Source organism: Streptomyces atriruber (genome assembly GCF_001418325.1).
In the GTDB taxonomy this organism is placed as follows: Bacteria; Actinomycetota; Actinomycetes; order Streptomycetales; family Streptomycetaceae; genus Streptomyces; species Streptomyces atriruber.
In genome coordinates this window covers 35,224-50,206 of the sequence record NZ_LIPN01000034.1, presented here as the reverse complement: position 1 = coordinate 50,206, position 14,983 = coordinate 35,224, and the positions used below count along the sequence as shown (strand labels likewise).

Sequence of the window (14,983 nt, the reverse complement as noted above, 5' to 3'; positions counted from 1 at the left end):
CGCCTCAGGAGGCGGCGCCCACCAGTCGCGCCGCCTCCTGGGCGCATCCCCAGGCCACCGTCACACCGCCCCCGCCGTGCCCGTAGTTGTGCACGAGCACCCCGCCCTCCGGGACCCGTGCACGCTCCAGACGCACACGGCGCCGGGCCGGCCGCAGCCCCACCCGGTGCGCGAGGACGCGGGCCCCCGCGATCTCCGGCCGCACCGCGGCACACCGCGCGACGATGGCGTCCGCCACGGCGGGGTCCGGCTCGACCGACCAGTCGCCGTCCTCCGCGGTCCCGCCGAGCACCAGACCGCCCGGCTGCGGAAGGAAGTACGTCGTCGCGTGCGACGCGGAATCGGCGGCCGTGAACCACGTCTCGACCCCCGGGTTCTCCACCACGACGAGCTGCCCCCGCACCGGATACACCTCCGCGTCCGGTACGAGATCGCGCGCACCGAGCCCCGCGCAGTTCACCACGGCGGCCGCCTCGGTCAAGGGCTCCGCGAGCCGCCCCACCGCACGCTCCTCCAGGACGCCGCCCGCGGCGCGCAGCCGCCCCCGCAGCCAGGCGAGATGAACCGGCATGTCGATGAGCGGCAGCCGTGCCCACAGCCCCCGCCCCGCGTACTCCGCCCGCTCCGCGACGCGCAGCCCGCTCACCCGCGAGGCCCACGCCCCGAGCTCGTCCAGACCCGTCTCGGCATGTACGCCCTCGACCATGCGTACGCCGGTGCGTGCGTCCCGGCCCGCCAACTCCTCGTACACGGCGAGGGAGTCCAGCGCCCAGGCGCCGGCCGACTCCTCCGGCTCGATGCGATAGGGCCACCACAGGCCGCCCGCAACGGCCGAGGTGGTCCGCTCGGCGGGCTCCCGGCTCCACACGCGCACCCGCCGCCCCAGCTCCGCCAGCACGACGGCGGTGGTGAGCCCGACGACCCCACTGCCCACCACGATCACAGCGTCATCAGCCATCCCGGGAACGTATCGGAATGTGCGATGCCGTGCTCACATCACACGTCAGGTGGGGATACTCACAGCATGTCTGCCGAGTACGCGACCTTCGGTCTGGCACCGGCCATGCGCGCCGGTGGGGTTCTCGCCAACGGTGGCTATCAAGTGCACCGCGATTTCGTCGACTTCATCGTCAACGGCCGCCCTCTCCTCTTCCAGCTGTCCGACCTCGACGCGGTGTCGCCGCTGGCCGCCGACATCCCGCCGGCGATCTTCACCGCACATGTGCGGCGCCTGCTCCTGGAGGCGCGGGCGCCGCTGGAGGAAGGGCGTTACGTCATATACGGCTGCCCCGAATGCGAGGGCCTGGAGTGCGGTGCGGTCACGGCGGTGATCGAGAAGAGCGCCGACGGCGGCGACGACTTCGTCTGGCGGGACTTCGCCTGGCAGACGACGGAACGGGCCGACCTGGAGCTCAACGGCTACCACGGCATAGGGCCGTTCCGCTTCCGCGGCGACGAATACCGGGCGGCACTGCGGCAGTTGCTCGTCGAGGACGACCCGCAGGCCCGCCGCCGGGTCCTCCTCATCGGCGCCCGGGTGGCGATCCTCGCCAAGCTGGCCGCGGCGCTCCGCACGATCGGGATCGGCGCGGAGATCGCGGCGGACGCGACAGGTGTCGCACCCGACGAGCTCCGAACGTACGGTGCGGTCGCCTTCGGCCCGACGGTGGCCGATGCCACCCGGCAGTCCGTCCGCGCGGTCTTCGACGGCGCGGACGTCCCGGTCGCCTACGTGGACGGCCTCGCCCCGATCGTCCCGCTCCTGGTCGCCCAGATCGAGTACGCCCTGGACCGCAGCCCCCACGAACAACGCCGCCTCACCCGCCTCGCCGCCGACCCCCGCTCGGCGGAGCTGGAAGTCACCTCGACCTGCCGGGTCCAGCTCACGGCGTACCGGATGGACCGCTTGTCCCGCACCCACGTCCACGAAGTCCTCGACGAGGTCCTGGAGCCGGGGCACCACCGGGTCCCCCTGGCCGCCAAGGCCACGAAGGGCTCCGCCTACGTGGTGGCCCGGACCTCCACCCACGTCCTGGTCACCCCGACGTCCCGCTAGGCACACCGCCCTCCCGGGCAGGCGCACAGCCCCCGGGACAGGCGCACCACCCGCCCCACCCGCAGACCTACAATTGCCCCCTGATGACCGCAACCCTCGTCGCCAAAGACCTCGCCGCCGGCCACGGCGACCGCACCCTGTTCGCCGGACTTGACCTCGTCGTCGCCCCCGGCGACGTCATCGGTCTCGTCGGAGCCAACGGAGCGGGCAAGTCCACCCTGCTGCGGCTGCTCGCGGGGCTGGACGCCCCCGAAGGGGGAGAGCTGAGGCTCTCGCCGCCCACCGCCTCCGTGGGACACCTCCCTCAGGAGCCGGACCGCCGCCCGGGCGAGACCATCCGCGCCTTCCTGGCCCGCCGCACCGGCGTGGCCGAGGCCCAGCGCGTCATGGACCAGGACACCCAGGCCCTCGTGGACGGTGCCCCGGGCGCGGACGACGCGTACGCGACGAGCCTGGAGCGCTGGCTCGCCCTCGGTGGCGCGGACCTCGACGAGCGGGCAGAGGAGGTCGCCGACTCGCTGGGCCTCGCCGTGAGCCTGGACCAGCCGATGACGTCGCTCTCCGGAGGCCAGGCGGCCCGCGCCGGACTGGCGTCCCTCCTCCTCTCGCGCTACGACGTGTTCCTCCTCGACGAGCCGACCAACGACCTCGACCTGGCGGGCCTGGAGCGCCTGGAATCCTTCGTCCGCGGCCTGCGCGCCGGCACGGTCGTCGTCAGCCACGACCGCGAGTTCCTCACCCGCACCGTCACCAAGGTCCTCGAACTCGACCTGGCCCAGCAGCAGATCAACCTCTACGGAGGCGGCTACGACGCCTACCTGGAGGAGCGCGAGACGTCCCGTCGGCACGCCCGCGACGAGTACGAGGAGTACGCCGACAAGAAGGCGGCGCTCCAGAGCCGCGCCCAGATGCAGCGCTCCTGGGCCGACAAGGGCGTCAAGAACGCCCGCCGCAAGGCAAAGTCGGGCGGCGACAACGACAAGATCGGCCGGAACTTCCGCAGCGACGCGAGCGAGAAGCAGGCGGCGAAGGCCCGCCAGACACAGCGCATGATCGAGCGCCTGGACGTCGTCGAGGAGCCCCGCAAGGAGTGGGAGCTGCGCATGGAGATCGCGGCCGCGCCCCGCTCCGGCGCAGTCGTCGCGAGCCTGCGCGACGCGGAGGTCCACCGGGGCGAGTTCACGCTGGGCCCGGTCACCCTGCAGATCGACTGGGCGGACCGCGTGGCGATCACCGGCGCGAACGGCTCCGGCAAGTCGTCGCTGCTGGCGGCTCTCCTGGGACGCCTGCCGCTGGACAGGGGGCATGCCGCCCTCGGCTCTGGCGTGCTGGTCGGCGAGGTCGACCAGGCCCGCGCCCTGTTCCACGGCGAGGAGTCGCTGCTCGACGCGTTCTGCGCGGCCGTCCCCGACACCGAGCCGGCCGAAGTCCGCACGCTGCTGGCCAAGTTCGGCCTCAAGGCGGATCACGTGCTGCGCTCGGCGGCCACGCTGTCCCCTGGTGAGCGGACCCGCGCGGGCCTAGCGCTGCTCCAGGGCCGCGGCGTCAACCTCCTCGTCCTGGACGAGCCGACGAACCATCTGGACCTGCCCGCGATCGAGCAGCTGGAGACGGCCCTGGAGGCCTACGAGGGCACCCTGCTCCTGGTCACGCACGACCGCAGGATGCTGGACGCGGTCCGCGTGACGCGCCGCCTGGAGGTGGCGGAGGGCAAAGTGACGGAACTGTCACTCTGACCTCCACCCCTCCTGGTCCTACGACGGGTCAGCGGCGCTTCGGGTCGACCAGCCCGGCCCGCCGCAGCGCCTCGGCCATCGCGTCGTTGGCGGGCGGCGGTCCCTGCCGCTGCGGCTTCTGTCCACGGCCACCGCCCTGCTGGCGTCGGCCCTGGCCGCCGCGCTGGCCACCGCCGTCGCCGCCGCCCTGGCCACGCTGCCGCTGCTGGGGCGGTCGACCGCCGCCCCGCCTCGGCTGCTCGCCGTCCCCGCCGGAGGCGTTCGCCTCGTCGTCGAGACGCAGCGTCAGCGAGATCCGCTTGCGCGGGATGTCGACGTCCATGACCTTCACCTTGACGATGTCGCCGGGCTTCACGACGTCCCGCGGGTCCTTGACGAACGTCTTGGACATGGCGGACACGTGCACCAGACCGTCCTGGTGGACGCCCACGTCCACGAACGCCCCGAACGCGGCCACGTTGGTCACGACGCCTTCGAGGACCATTCCGGCGGCCAGGTCGGAGATCTTCTCGACCCCGTCCTTGAAGGTCGCCGTCTTGAAGGCGGGCCGCGGGTCGCGCCCGGGCTTCTCCAGTTCCTTCAGGATGTCCGTGACCGTGGGCAGGCCGAAGACCTCGTCCACGAACGCGTCCGGCTTCAGGGAGCGCAGCGCCGCCGTGTTGCCGATCAGCGAACCGACCTCCCCGCCCGCCGACTTCACCATCTTGCGCACCACGGGGTACGCCTCGGGGTGCACGCTGGAGGCGTCCAGCGGGTCGTCGCCGCCGCGGATGCGCAGGAAGCCCGCGCACTGCTCGTACGCCTTCGGGCCGAGGCGGGCGACGTCCTTGAGTCCCTTGCGGCTCTTGAACGGGCCGTTCGAGTCGCGGTGCGCCACGATGTTCTCCGCGAGGCCCGCGCCGATGCCGGAGACCCGGGAGAGGAGCGGGGCGGAGGCGGTGTTGACGTCCACACCGACGCCGTTCACACAGTCCTCGACGACCGCGTCGAGGGAGCGCGACAGCTTCACCTCGGAGAGGTCGTGCTGGTACTGCCCGACACCGATCGACTTGGGGTCGATCTTCACCAGCTCGGCCAGCGGGTCCTGGAGGCGCCGCGCGATGGAGACCGCGCCACGGATCGAGACGTCGAGGTCGGGCAGCTCCTGCGAGGCGAAGGCCGATGCCGAGTACACGGACGCGCCCGCCTCGGAGACCATCACCTTGGTGAGCTTCAGCTCGGGGTGCTTGGTGATGAGTTCACCGGCGAGCTTGTCGGTCTCGCGCGACGCCGTGCCGTTGCCGATGGCGATCAGGTCGACGTCGTGCTCCTTGGCGAGGCGCGCGAGCGTGGCCAGGGACTGGTCCCACTTGTTGGCCGGGACGTGCGGGTGGATCGTGTCGGTCGCGACGACTTTGCCGGTCGCGTCGACGACGGCGACCTTCACGCCCGTACGGAACCCGGGGTCGAGGCCGAGCGTCGCGCGGGTGCCCGCGGGCGCCGCGAGCAGCAGGTCGCGCAGGTTCGACGCGAAGACGCGCACCGCCTCGTCCTCGGCGGCGGTCCGCAGGCGCAGCCGCAGGTCGATCCCGAGGTGCACGAGGATCCGCGTCCGCCAGGACCAGCGGACGGTGTCCTGCAGCCACTTGTCACCGGGCCTGCCGCGGTCGGCGACGCCGAAGCGGTGGGCGACGATGCCCTCGTACGACGACGGGGTGCCCGGCGTCGTGTCGGGCTCCTCGGGTTCCAGGACGAGGTCGAGGACCTCCTCCTTCTCGCCGCGCAGCATGGCGAGGACGCGGTGCGAGGGCAGATCGGTGAAGGGCTCGGCGAAGTCGAAGTAGTCGGCGAACTTGGCGCCCGCCTCTTCCTTGCCGTCCCTGACCTTCGCGGCGAGACGGCCGCGCACCCACATGCGCTCGCGCAGCTCGCCGATCAGGTCGGCGTCCTCGGAGAACCGCTCGGCGAGGATCGCCCGTGCGCCGTCCAGGGCGGCCTGCGGGTCCGCGACGCCCTTGTCGGCGTCGACGAACGCGGCGGCCGCGGCCTGCGGTTCGACGCCCGGGTCGGCGAGCAGTCCGTCCGCGAGGGGTTCGAGCCCGGCCTCGCGGGCGATCTGCGCCTTCGTGCGCCGCTTCGGCTTGAAGGGCAGGTAGATGTCCTCGAGGCGGGCCTTGGTGTCCGCCTCCCGGATCCGCGCCTCCAGCTCGTCGGTGAGCTTGCCCTGCTCACGGACCGAGTCGAGGATCGCGGCGCGCCGGTCCTCCAGCTCGCGCAGGTAGCGCAGGCGCTCTTCGAGCGTGCGCAGCTGCGCGTCGTCGAGCATTTCGGTCGCTTCCTTGCGGTAGCGCGCGATGAAGGGCACCGTGGAGCCGCCGTCGAGCAGGTCGACGGCGGCCTTCACCTGCCGCTCCCGTACGCCGAGCTCCTCGGCGATCCTGCCTTCGATGGATGCTGGGGTGGACGTCTTCAAAGCTGCCACGTTCCGGTACCGCCTTCTCGCTGAGGTTGCCGGGCAATTGTGGCAGGTGGCGCCGACAGAGGCTGATCAGACCCGGCTGCCCCGGCCCGTGTGTCCCGGTCGCCGCCCGCCCCGCCCCGCGGAACGGGACGCTCCGCCGAACAGCCGGGCCAGCGCCCGGAACGGCAGCGTGACGACGGTGGCGAGGGCGGCGCCGATCTGGCGCAGGACGTCCGCGATGGCACGGAACATGAGAGCTCCCCTTTCGTCCCCGACGCCGCCGGGAGTCGGCGGAGCCGGTGGACGACCGGGTACCTCGGACGCGCGAAGCCATGCGCGCCGGGCGGCGGGCGCCGGGCGCGCGCCCGGTCAGCGCTTGCCGAGCAGGTCCGCGGGGAACGCCCCGGCCTGCATCGCCTTTCCGACGAAGCGGGTGCCGAGCTCCGTCAGACGCTCGATGCCGGCGGCGCCGAGGTGCTCGTAGGGCGCACGGTCGAGGCGGTCCGTCTCGGCCTCGACGTCCCGGCGCAGCGCCACGCCGTCCTCCGTCAACTCGCCCTCGCCGTCCAGCAGCCCGCGGGCCCGCAGCCGGTCCGCCGCCGCGTCCCACTCCTCCTGGTTCCAGCCGCGGGTGGAGAAGACCCACTTCGGCCTGGTGCCCTTGCCGGTGGCTGTGTGGCTCACCAGGGCCTCGAGGCCGTCGAGTCCGGCGCCGAGCAGCACGGTGAGGTGGCCGTCGCCGCGGTGCTCGCGCAGCAGCGTCGCCGCGTGCCAGTAGGCGAGGTGCGGCTCCTCGGGGACGGGCAGGTCGGCGTGCGCGGCGTACAGCGGGCGCGCGCCGCGGCTGCAGGCCTCGGTGGCACGCAGCGCGAGGCCCGCGGCCTCCGCCATCTCCGGCGAGGCGACGAGCTCCTCGCCGAGCAGCCGCCGCAGCGTGGTGTCGACGCCCCGCAGGCGCGCCGCGAGGACGTCCTCGGGCGAGGCGGTCCGCCAGATCTGGGGGACGTGCGCGGCGACGAGTTCGTACTTGTAGTTGTAGAAGGCGGCGGTCACGGTCCCGGGGCCGACGGCGCCCAACGCGGCCGCGCGCACGGCGAAGTTGACGGCGCTGGGGTGCTTGATCCCGAGGCCGCTCAGTTCGCGGTTCACGTCGGGCGAGAAGTAGTGCGTGGAGTGCAGCGGGTTCAGGACGTTGTGACAGCGGCGTCCGGCCCGCGACTCCAGTGCGACGGACGGGGAGGAAGTCGTCGAAGAGGTCATGGGTGCACGTTACCTACTGGTCGGTATGTCGTGTGCGGGGTGATCCCGTGAGATGGCAGGAAAGGTGGGCTCCTCGTCATTGCGGACATCGTGGGCCGGGCGAAGAATCGAGGGCATGGCGCAGCGAATCGTCCTGGTCGTGCTCTTCGACGACGTCCAGAGCCTTGATGTCACGGGGCCCGTGGAGGTGTTCACGGGGGCCGGGCTCTGCACGGCCGACCCCCGGGGCGGGTACCTCGTCCGCACCGCCTCCCTGGACGGCGGGCCCGTACGCACGTCCAGCGGCCTCACCCTGGTCCCGGACTTCGCGCTCGCCGACGCCCCCGAGCCGCACACGCTGCTGGTCCCGGGCGGCCTCGGCACGCGAGGGCAGGACCCCGAGCTGACCGGCTGGCTGCGCGAGAACGCTCCGCGCGCGGAGCGCCTGGTGTCGGTCTGCACCGGTGCGATCCGGCTCGCCGAGGCGGGGCTCCTGGAGGGGCGCAGGGCGACGACGCACTGGGCGTACTGCGACCGGCTCGCCAGGGACCATCCGGGCATCGAGGTCGACCCCGACCCCATCTACGTGCGCGACGGCCACGTCGCGACGTCCGCCGGGGTCACCGCGGGCATCGACCTCGCCCTGGCGCTCGTGGAGGAGGACCTGGGCCGCGAGGTGGCCCTCACGGTCGCCCGGCATCTGGTGGTCTTCCTGCGGCGCCCGGGGAACCAGGCGCAGTTCAGCGTCCAGCTCGCCGCGCAGACCGCGCGGCGCGAGCCGCTGCGCGAGGTCCAGCAGTGGATCACCGAGCACCCGGCCGACGACCTCTCGGTCGACGCGCTCGCCGCCCGCGCCCGCCTCTCGCCCCGCCACTTCGCCCGTGCCTTCCAGGCGGACACCGGTCTGACACCGGGCAAGTACGTCGAGCGCGTCCGCGTCGAACACGCCCGACGCCTCCTGGAGGACACCTCCGACGGGGTCGAGGAGATCTCCCGCGCCTGCGGCTACGGCACCCCGGAGGCCATGCGCCGCGCCTTCGTGAAGCTGCTCGGCGCGGCCCCGGCCGAGTACCGCCGCCGCTTCCATCCCGTACCGCCCGTACCGCCCGAATCCCGTCCCGCACCGGCCGCACCGGCCGATGCGCCCATCCGTCACACCCACCCACACCGATAGGGACACCATGCAGATCGCCATCGCCCTGTACGAGCGCTTCACCGTGCTGGACGCCATCGGCCCGTACCAGACACTGAGCAGCCTGCCGGGCGCCGAGACCGTCTTCGTGGCCGAGCAGGCGGGTCCCGTCCGGGACGACACCGGCTCCCTCGCCCTCGTCGCCGACAAGTCCTTCGCCGAGGTCCAGCGGCCCGACATCGTCGTCGTGCCCGGTGGCCCCGGGCAGAGCGACCAGATGGAGAACGAGGCGCTCCTCGGCTGGCTCCGCGCGGTCGACGCCACGACCACCTGGACGACCTCCGTGTGCACGGGCTCGCTCGCACTGGCCGCCGCGGGCCTCCTCAAGGGCCGCCGCGCCACCTCGCACTGGCTCGCGCTGGCCGAGCTGGACCGGCTCGGCGTCGAGTCGACGGGGGAGCGGGTCGTCTTCGACGGCAAGTACGTGACCGGGGCCGGTGTCTCCGCGGGCATCGACATGGGCCTCACGCTGGCCGGGAAGATCGCCGGCGACGAGCACGCGCAGACCGTACAGCTGCTGACCGAGTACGACCCCCAGCCGCCCTACGACGCCGGGTCCCCGGAGAAGGCCCCCGCGCACATCGTCGCCAGGTTCCGCGACAAGAGCCGCTTCGGCCAGTAGGCCGGTGGGCGCCCTGCTCCGGCGGCTCAGGCGCCCGGCGCGGCCCAGGTGAAGCGGGGCTGCCTGCGCTCCAGGAACGCGGCGACACCCTCGGCGGTGTCGCCGCTGCCGCGCGCCTGGTCCGTCCAGTACGCGTCCCGGTCCGTGCGCCCCGTGGCGAACTCCTTGGCCGCCGCCTGCGTCAGCTGGGAGCGCGCCGCGAGGACACGGGTGAATTCGGCGACTCGCTTGTCCAGTTCACCGGCGGGCAGCACCTCGTCCACCAGGCCGGTGCGCAGTGCCCGCTCCGTGCCGATCAACTCCCCGGAGAAGAGCAGGAACTTGGCGGCGGCGGGCCCCACCAGGGACACCAGGCGCCGGGTGGACGACGCCGGATAGACGATGCCGAGCTTCGCCGGCGTGACGCCGAACGAGGCGCCCTCGTCCGCGAACCGCAGGTCGCACGCGCCCGCCAGCTGTGCGCCGCCGCCCACGCAGTAGCCCCGCACCGCCGCGAGCGTCGGCTTGGGGAAGGCCGCCAGGGCCTCCTCGGCCCGGACCGCGAGGTCCTGCGCCGTGCCGGAGGACTCGCGCAGCGAGGAGATGTCGGCGCCCGCACAGAAGGTGTCGCCCGCGCCGGTGAGGACGACGGTGCGCACGGCCGGGTCGGCGCCGAGGGCAGCGAAGAGCGGCGGCACCTGCCGCCACATGTCGGCGGTCATGGCGTTGCGCTTGGCCGGATGGTCGATGAGGACGGTGGCGACGCCGTCCGTGACGGCGTGCCTCAGCTGCGGCTCCATGCGCCGGATGCTATCCGCACCCCTCGAACGTACGATCAAGAAGGGGGTGGAGCAAAAGGAGCATACGGAGCAAGAGGTGCAGAAGGCTCCGCCGAGCGGGACGGAGACGCCGATGGACGGCCCCAAGGACACCAAGAACCCCGATGCCGCGGACACCGCCCGGCTCAGCCGCAGCTTCGGCTGGCTCGCCCTCTTGGGGGTGATCCTGGCCGTGGCCGGGCTCGTCGGCCTCGTCTACGCCGGTGTCGCCACGCTGACCTCGATGCTCCTGTTCGGCTGGCTGCTGCTCGTCGGCGGCATCGTCGGCCTGCTGCACGCCGTCCAGTCGCGGGGCAGCAGCTTCTTCTGGCTGGGCGTCGTGGTCGCCGCGCTGAACCTCGCGGCGGGCGTCGTGGTCATCCGCAGGCCCGAGGTGGCGGCGGAGGCGCTGACCATGTTCGCGGCCCTGCTCTTCCTGACGGGCGGTGTGTTCCGGCTGGTCGGCAGCCTGGTCGTACGCGGCCCGCAGTTCGCCCTGACGCTTCTGCAGGGCGCCTTCGGCCTGCTGATCGGCATCCTGGTCCTCGCCGGGTGGCCCAGCAGCAGCCAGTACGTGATCGGGTGCTTCTTCTCCCTGGCGCTGCTCTTCGACGGGCTCGGCCTGATGGCCACGGGAATCGGCGGGCGCCGCATCGTCAGCCTCGTACAACCTGAAGAACGCTTGAATACGGAACAACGGGGCCAGGACCAGTCGCACAGCTGACGGGGTCCGACCCAGGCGGTCAATTCCCGTCGATACTCGCTGACTTATGGTCAGTGGCGCGGTCCGGACCAGAGCGTTCCCAACACTCGATGTGTGGCAACAATCGAGCGCGAGGGCGGCGACCGGACGATGGGGAACGACGGGAGAGGGCGGCGCCCACTCCCAAGGGGCGGCGGATCGGTGCCGTACGAGGGGGTGTGGCGCTTCACCGCCCCCGCCGTCGACGCCTCAGTGCCCCAGGCCCGGCACGCGGTGCGGGACCTGCTGGCCCGGCAGGGCGTTCCGGCGTCGGATGATCTGGTCCACGGCCTGCTGCTCATCGTCTCCGAGCTGGTGACCAACGCGGTGCGCCATGCGGCCCTGCTGTCGCCGATGCTCGCGGTGGAGGTGGCGATCGGCGCCGAGTGGGTGCGGGTGTCCGTCGAGGACAACCACCCCTATCGCCCGACGGCCCTGGTGGCGGACCACGGGCAGACGGGCGGGCGCGGGCTTCTGCTGGTCCGCGAGATCACGCAGGAGGCGGGCGGCGCCTGCGACGTCGAGCACACCGCGAGCGGGGGCAAGGTCATCTGGGCGGCCCTGCCCCTGAAGCCCAACGGCGGCTGACCGCCCTGCGGGTGGGTGACTACCAGCCCGCGGAGGGGCCCGTCAGCTCCTTGACCGCGGGCCGCGCCGCGTCGAGCACGGTCATGAACCAGGCGGAGAACGGGTCCTTCTCGTGCCGCTCGGCCAGTTCCGCCGCCGTCACGAACGCGGTGCCGCCGATCTCGGCCGGGTCCGGGTTCAGCGGGGACTGCACCATGCCCACGAACAGGTGGTTGAACTCCTGCTCCACGAGCCCCGAGTCGGGGTCCGGGTGGTTGTAGCGCACCGTGCCCGCCTCGGCGAGCAGCGACGGCGAGACCCCGAGCTCCTCGTACGTACGCCGGGCCGCCGCCGCGAACGGCGCCTCGCCCGGGTAGGGGTGCCCGCAGCACGTGTTCGACCAGACTCCGGGGGAGTGGTACTTGCCGAGGGCGCGCTGCTGCAGCAGCAGCCTGCCCTGCTCGTCGAAGAGGAAGACGGAGAACGCCCGGTGCAGTTGCCCGGGCGCCTGATGCGCGGAGAGTTTCTCCGCTGTGCCGATCGTCCTGCCGTCCTCGTCGACGAGTTCGAGCAAGATCGCTTCTCCGGTGCCGTTCGACGAGCTGTTCGCCGCGGTGACAGGTGTGATCGGCATACGCATCCTTCGCTTCGGTCTTCGAGCCCCAAGTCTGCCGTACGTTCCGGACACCGCGGGCACTTACCGGACCCGCATGTCCCGCCACGCCGGAGCGCGGCGGGACATGCGGCCGAGGTCAGACCCCGAAGGCGGCCGGATAGGTGATCATGCCCCGCGGCAGTTGCGCGGAATCGTCGGATCCGTTCAGGACCAGAGCCATCATCGCCTCGTCGGGCACCTCGAAGCCCGGCCGGATTCCGTACCCGGAAGCGGGCTTGAAACCGAACCTCGGATAGTACGAGGGATGCCCCAGCACGAGGACGATCCGCTCCCCACGCGCGCGTGCCGCATCGAGCACGGCCCGCACGACCGCCGAACCGGCTCCCGTCCGCTGGTACTCGGGCAGGGTGGCGACGGGCGCGAGCGCCAGGGCGGGCGCCCCGTCCACCCGGCAGCGGGTGATCAGCGCATGCGCGGCCACCGAACCGTCCGGCGCCTCGGCGACGTACGACAGGCCCGGCAGCCAGGCCTCGGCGTCCGCACGCAGCGCGTCGACCAGGTCGGCCTCCGCGCCGGTCTCGAAGGCGGCGGTGTGCACGGCGTGCACGGCGGCGACGTCGGCCACGGTCTCCGGGCGGGTCGGCCAGGAGTCCACGGGCCGCAGCACATAGCCGGTGTAGCCGTACTCGGTCCCGTGCGCACGCCGCATCGCGAGCTCCTCGCGGGTGGCGGCCAGTGCCTCCGCCATCCCGGGAGCACCCGGGTCCGCCGCGTCCGCGCGTGCGGCCAGCGGCCCGTAGTACTCCTCCCAGTCGGACTCGGGCTGCGGATGCACGCCGAGCACGGCGTACCCGGCGCCGGTCGCGGCCCGGACGTTCGCCTCGCTCGTGCGCAGCGCGTAGTGCTGCTCCCAGAAGGCACGGGCCGCGGCGGACGGCTCGGCGGTCGTCCACTCGCACTCGGTGAGGACGAGCGCCCCGCCGGGGGCGAGCAGGCGCCGCCAGGCGCGCAGAGCGGTGTCGAAGCCGATGCTGTAGGCCGAGCTCTCGGCCCAGACGACGTCGAACGAACCGTCCGGACAGGGGAGTTCGCCCATGTCGGCGTTGACGGTGGTGATCGATCCGGTGAGGCCGCGTGCCTCGGCCTCGGCGCGGAGCTCGTCGAGGAACGGCTCGTGGAGGTCGACGGCGGTCACCTCGGCGCCGGCCTCGGCGGCGAGCAGGAGCGCGGCCCGGCCGGGACCGCAGCCCAGGTCGAGGACGCGCGGCCGCGCGGGCAGCGCACCCGCGAGGGAGAGCAGCTGCCTGGTGGTGGCATCGGAGCCGGGACCCTGCCGCGGAAGCCCGTGGTGCAGGGCGAAGAAGGCGTGGGTGATGGATGCGTTGTCAGTCAACGTGGAAATCCTTGGGTGAAGGACCCGCGGACCCGACGTACGAGTGGCGTACCAGTGACGTACGAGAGTCAGACGCGCGCCCGGAAAGTGGGGATGCACGTGTCGCCGCGCAGAGCAGCGCCGGCCACGACAGTCATCAACCCACCTCCTGGGAACTCAAGAACTCAGGCCACTTTAACACCGACCGTCACAGAGCAGCGGCGCCGATACGGGGTGCTCGGCCCCGCTACCCGTCGGCGAAGCTGTTCGCCACCACGACCTGCCGGATGCCGTTCTCGTCGTTCTGCAGGCGCTTGACCTGCATCAGGACCGTGTTCCGGTCGGTCCCGACGACCTGTACGTCCGAGCCCGAGACCTGCGGGTCGATGTGCGCCCACGGGCTGTCGAGGTCGTAGGGCCGGGCGGGCACGTTCAGGAAGAACTCGTTGCCGTCCTTCCACTGCTGGGACGGCTTGGGCCTCGGCTCGGGCGGTGTGCTCTGCTGGGCGGCGGTCGTCTTCTCGTCGCCGCCGTCGGAGAGCTCGACCCCGATGACGGCCGCGGCGACCAGAGCACGGACCCGTGAAGGGAATCCGGGCGGGCCGGGGCGTCAGTGGCAGAGCTTCGCCTCGTGCTCCGCGTGGCCGCTCGGCTCCAGCTGGAAGGTGCAGTGCTCGACGTCGAAATGGTCGCCCAGGCAGCCCTGCAGCTCGTGCAGCATCTTCTCGTGCCCGGTCGCGTCGAGGGTCCAGGAACTCACCACGACATGGGCGGAGAGGACCGGCATGCCCGACGTGATCGTCCAGGCGTGCAGGTCGTGGACCTCCTCGACGCCCGGCAGGCCGAGGATGTGCGACCGCACCTCCGCCATGTCGACGCCCTTGGGCGCCGACTCCAGGAGCACGTTCAGGGTCTCCTTGAGGAGCTTGACCGTGCGCGGGACGATCATGAAGCCGATGACGAGCGAGGCGATCGGGTCCGCGGCCTGCCAGCCGGTCAGCATGATCAGGACCGAGGCGACGATGACCGTCAGCGAGCCGAGGGTGTCCGCGACGACCTCCAGGAAGGCGCCGCGCACGTTGAGGCTGTCCTTCTGGCCGCGCATGAGCAGCGACAGCGAGATCATGTTCGCGACGAGGCCGAAGACGCCGAAGTAGAGGGCGAGGCCGCCTTGCGTCTCCGCGGGCGTGAAGAATCGCTGGACCGCCTCGTACAGCACGTACCCGCCCACGCCGAGCAACAGCAGACAGTTGGCCAGCGCGGCGAGTATCTCCGCGCGGGCATAGCCGAAGGTGCGGTTCCCCGTGGGCGGCCTGTTCGCGAAGTGGATCGCGAGCAGGGCCATGCCGAGGCCCAGCGAGTCCGTCGCCATGTGCGTCGCGTCCGCGATGAGCGCGAGGGAGTCCGCCATCACCCCGCCCACGATCTGGGCCAGCATGACCGTGATCGTGATGGTGAGAGCGATGCGGAGCCGCCCCTTGTACGCGTTGGCGGCCGTCCCCGTGGTCGGTGCCCCGTGCGTGTGTCCGTGATCGTGCCCAGCCCCCATGGAGCCGCCCTCCCGCATCCGTCGTCGGTGTGCTGTCCGCTGGTCGCGCGACCAC

The 14,983-nt window shown here is 72.3% G+C and carries 15 protein-coding genes; 6 read left to right on the top strand and 9 right to left on the bottom strand.

What is annotated here, in order from left to right:
* Positions 1-4: 4 nt before the first annotated feature.
* Positions 5-958 (bottom strand): FAD-dependent oxidoreductase, encoded by a 954-nt coding sequence (locus AOK03_RS04380; protein WP_208609497.1) that lies wholly within the window; start codon positions 956-958, stop codon positions 5-7.
* Positions 959-1,024: 66 nt separating this feature from the next.
* Here AOK03_RS04380 and AOK03_RS04375 point away from each other — a divergent pair, with 66 nt between their 5' ends.
* Both AOK03_RS04375 and AOK03_RS04370 read left to right on the top strand, forming a co-directional pair.
* Positions 1,025-2,056, top strand: a complete 1,032-nt coding sequence (locus AOK03_RS04375; protein ID WP_055563805.1) for a hypothetical protein — start codon at positions 1,025-1,027, stop codon at positions 2,054-2,056.
* 83 nt (positions 2,057-2,139) lie between these two features.
* Positions 2,140-3,792: an ABC-F family ATP-binding cassette domain-containing protein gene (locus AOK03_RS04370; RefSeq protein ID WP_055563804.1), complete on the top strand. Its 1,653-nt coding sequence runs from the start codon at positions 2,140-2,142 to the stop codon at positions 3,790-3,792.
* Positions 3,793-3,820: 28 nt separating this feature from the next.
* On the opposite strand, the gene AOK03_RS04365 is transcribed toward AOK03_RS04370, so the two are convergent.
* The 3 genes from AOK03_RS04365 to AOK03_RS04360 all read right to left on the bottom strand — a co-directional run bounded on the left by AOK03_RS04365 (position 3,821) and on the right by AOK03_RS04360 (position 7,492).
* Complete coding sequence (locus tag AOK03_RS04365; protein ID WP_244177477.1) at positions 3,821-6,253, bottom strand: Tex family protein; 2,433 nt, start codon at positions 6,251-6,253, stop codon at positions 3,821-3,823.
* Positions 6,254-6,319: 66 nt separating this feature from the next.
* Complete coding sequence (locus AOK03_RS43055; protein ID WP_167355573.1) at positions 6,320-6,484, bottom strand: LPFR motif small protein; 165 nt, start codon at positions 6,482-6,484, stop codon at positions 6,320-6,322.
* A 117-nt stretch (positions 6,485-6,601) separates the two neighbouring features.
* Complete coding sequence (locus AOK03_RS04360) at positions 6,602-7,492, bottom strand: SCO6745 family protein (RefSeq protein ID WP_055563802.1); 891 nt, start codon at positions 7,490-7,492, stop codon at positions 6,602-6,604.
* A 115-nt stretch (positions 7,493-7,607) separates the two neighbouring features.
* Between AOK03_RS04360 and AOK03_RS04355 the strand changes: the two genes are divergently transcribed.
* Both AOK03_RS04355 and AOK03_RS04350 read left to right on the top strand, forming a co-directional pair.
* The gene (locus AOK03_RS04355) at positions 7,608-8,645 is read left to right on the top strand and encodes a GlxA family transcriptional regulator (protein WP_055563801.1); all 1,038 of its coding nucleotides are present in this window, start codon (positions 7,608-7,610) and stop codon (positions 8,643-8,645) included.
* 7 nt (positions 8,646-8,652) lie between these two features.
* Positions 8,653-9,285, top strand: a complete 633-nt coding sequence (locus AOK03_RS04350; protein ID WP_055563800.1) for a DJ-1/PfpI family protein — start codon at positions 8,653-8,655, stop codon at positions 9,283-9,285.
* 26 nt (positions 9,286-9,311) lie between these two features.
* Here AOK03_RS04350 and AOK03_RS04345 read toward each other — a convergent pair whose 3' ends face one another.
* Positions 9,312-10,064, bottom strand: a complete 753-nt coding sequence (locus AOK03_RS04345) for an enoyl-CoA hydratase/isomerase family protein (RefSeq protein WP_055563799.1) — start codon at positions 10,062-10,064, stop codon at positions 9,312-9,314.
* A 112-nt stretch (positions 10,065-10,176) separates the two neighbouring features.
* On the opposite strand from AOK03_RS04345, the gene AOK03_RS04340 reads away from it, so the two are divergent.
* Complete coding sequence (locus AOK03_RS04340; RefSeq protein ID WP_055563798.1) at positions 10,177-10,806, top strand: HdeD family acid-resistance protein; 630 nt, start codon at positions 10,177-10,179, stop codon at positions 10,804-10,806.
* Between the two features lie 93 nt (positions 10,807-10,899).
* A complete protein-coding gene (locus tag AOK03_RS04335; RefSeq protein WP_079074471.1) occupies positions 10,900-11,412 on the top strand; it encodes an ATP-binding protein in 513 nt (170 codons plus the stop codon).
* Positions 11,413-11,431: 19 nt separating this feature from the next.
* Here the strand turns inward: AOK03_RS04335 and idi are convergent, their stop codons facing one another.
* From idi to AOK03_RS04315, 4 genes are all read right to left on the bottom strand, one after another.
* Entirely contained in the window at positions 11,432-12,025 is a 594-nt protein-coding gene (gene idi / locus AOK03_RS04330) for an isopentenyl-diphosphate Delta-isomerase (RefSeq protein ID WP_055563796.1), read from the bottom strand.
* A 118-nt stretch (positions 12,026-12,143) separates the two neighbouring features.
* Entirely contained in the window at positions 12,144-13,400 is a 1,257-nt protein-coding gene (locus tag AOK03_RS04325) for a bifunctional class I SAM-dependent methyltransferase/N-acetyltransferase (RefSeq protein ID WP_055563795.1), read from the bottom strand.
* A 226-nt stretch (positions 13,401-13,626) separates the two neighbouring features.
* Positions 13,627-13,809 (bottom strand): hypothetical protein, encoded by a 183-nt coding sequence (locus tag AOK03_RS04320; RefSeq protein WP_055563794.1) that lies wholly within the window; start codon positions 13,807-13,809, stop codon positions 13,627-13,629.
* Positions 13,810-13,989: 180 nt separating this feature from the next.
* Positions 13,990-14,928, bottom strand: a complete 939-nt coding sequence (locus tag AOK03_RS04315; protein ID WP_055563793.1) for a cation diffusion facilitator family transporter — start codon at positions 14,926-14,928, stop codon at positions 13,990-13,992.
* Between the last annotated feature and the right edge of the window lie 55 nt (positions 14,929-14,983).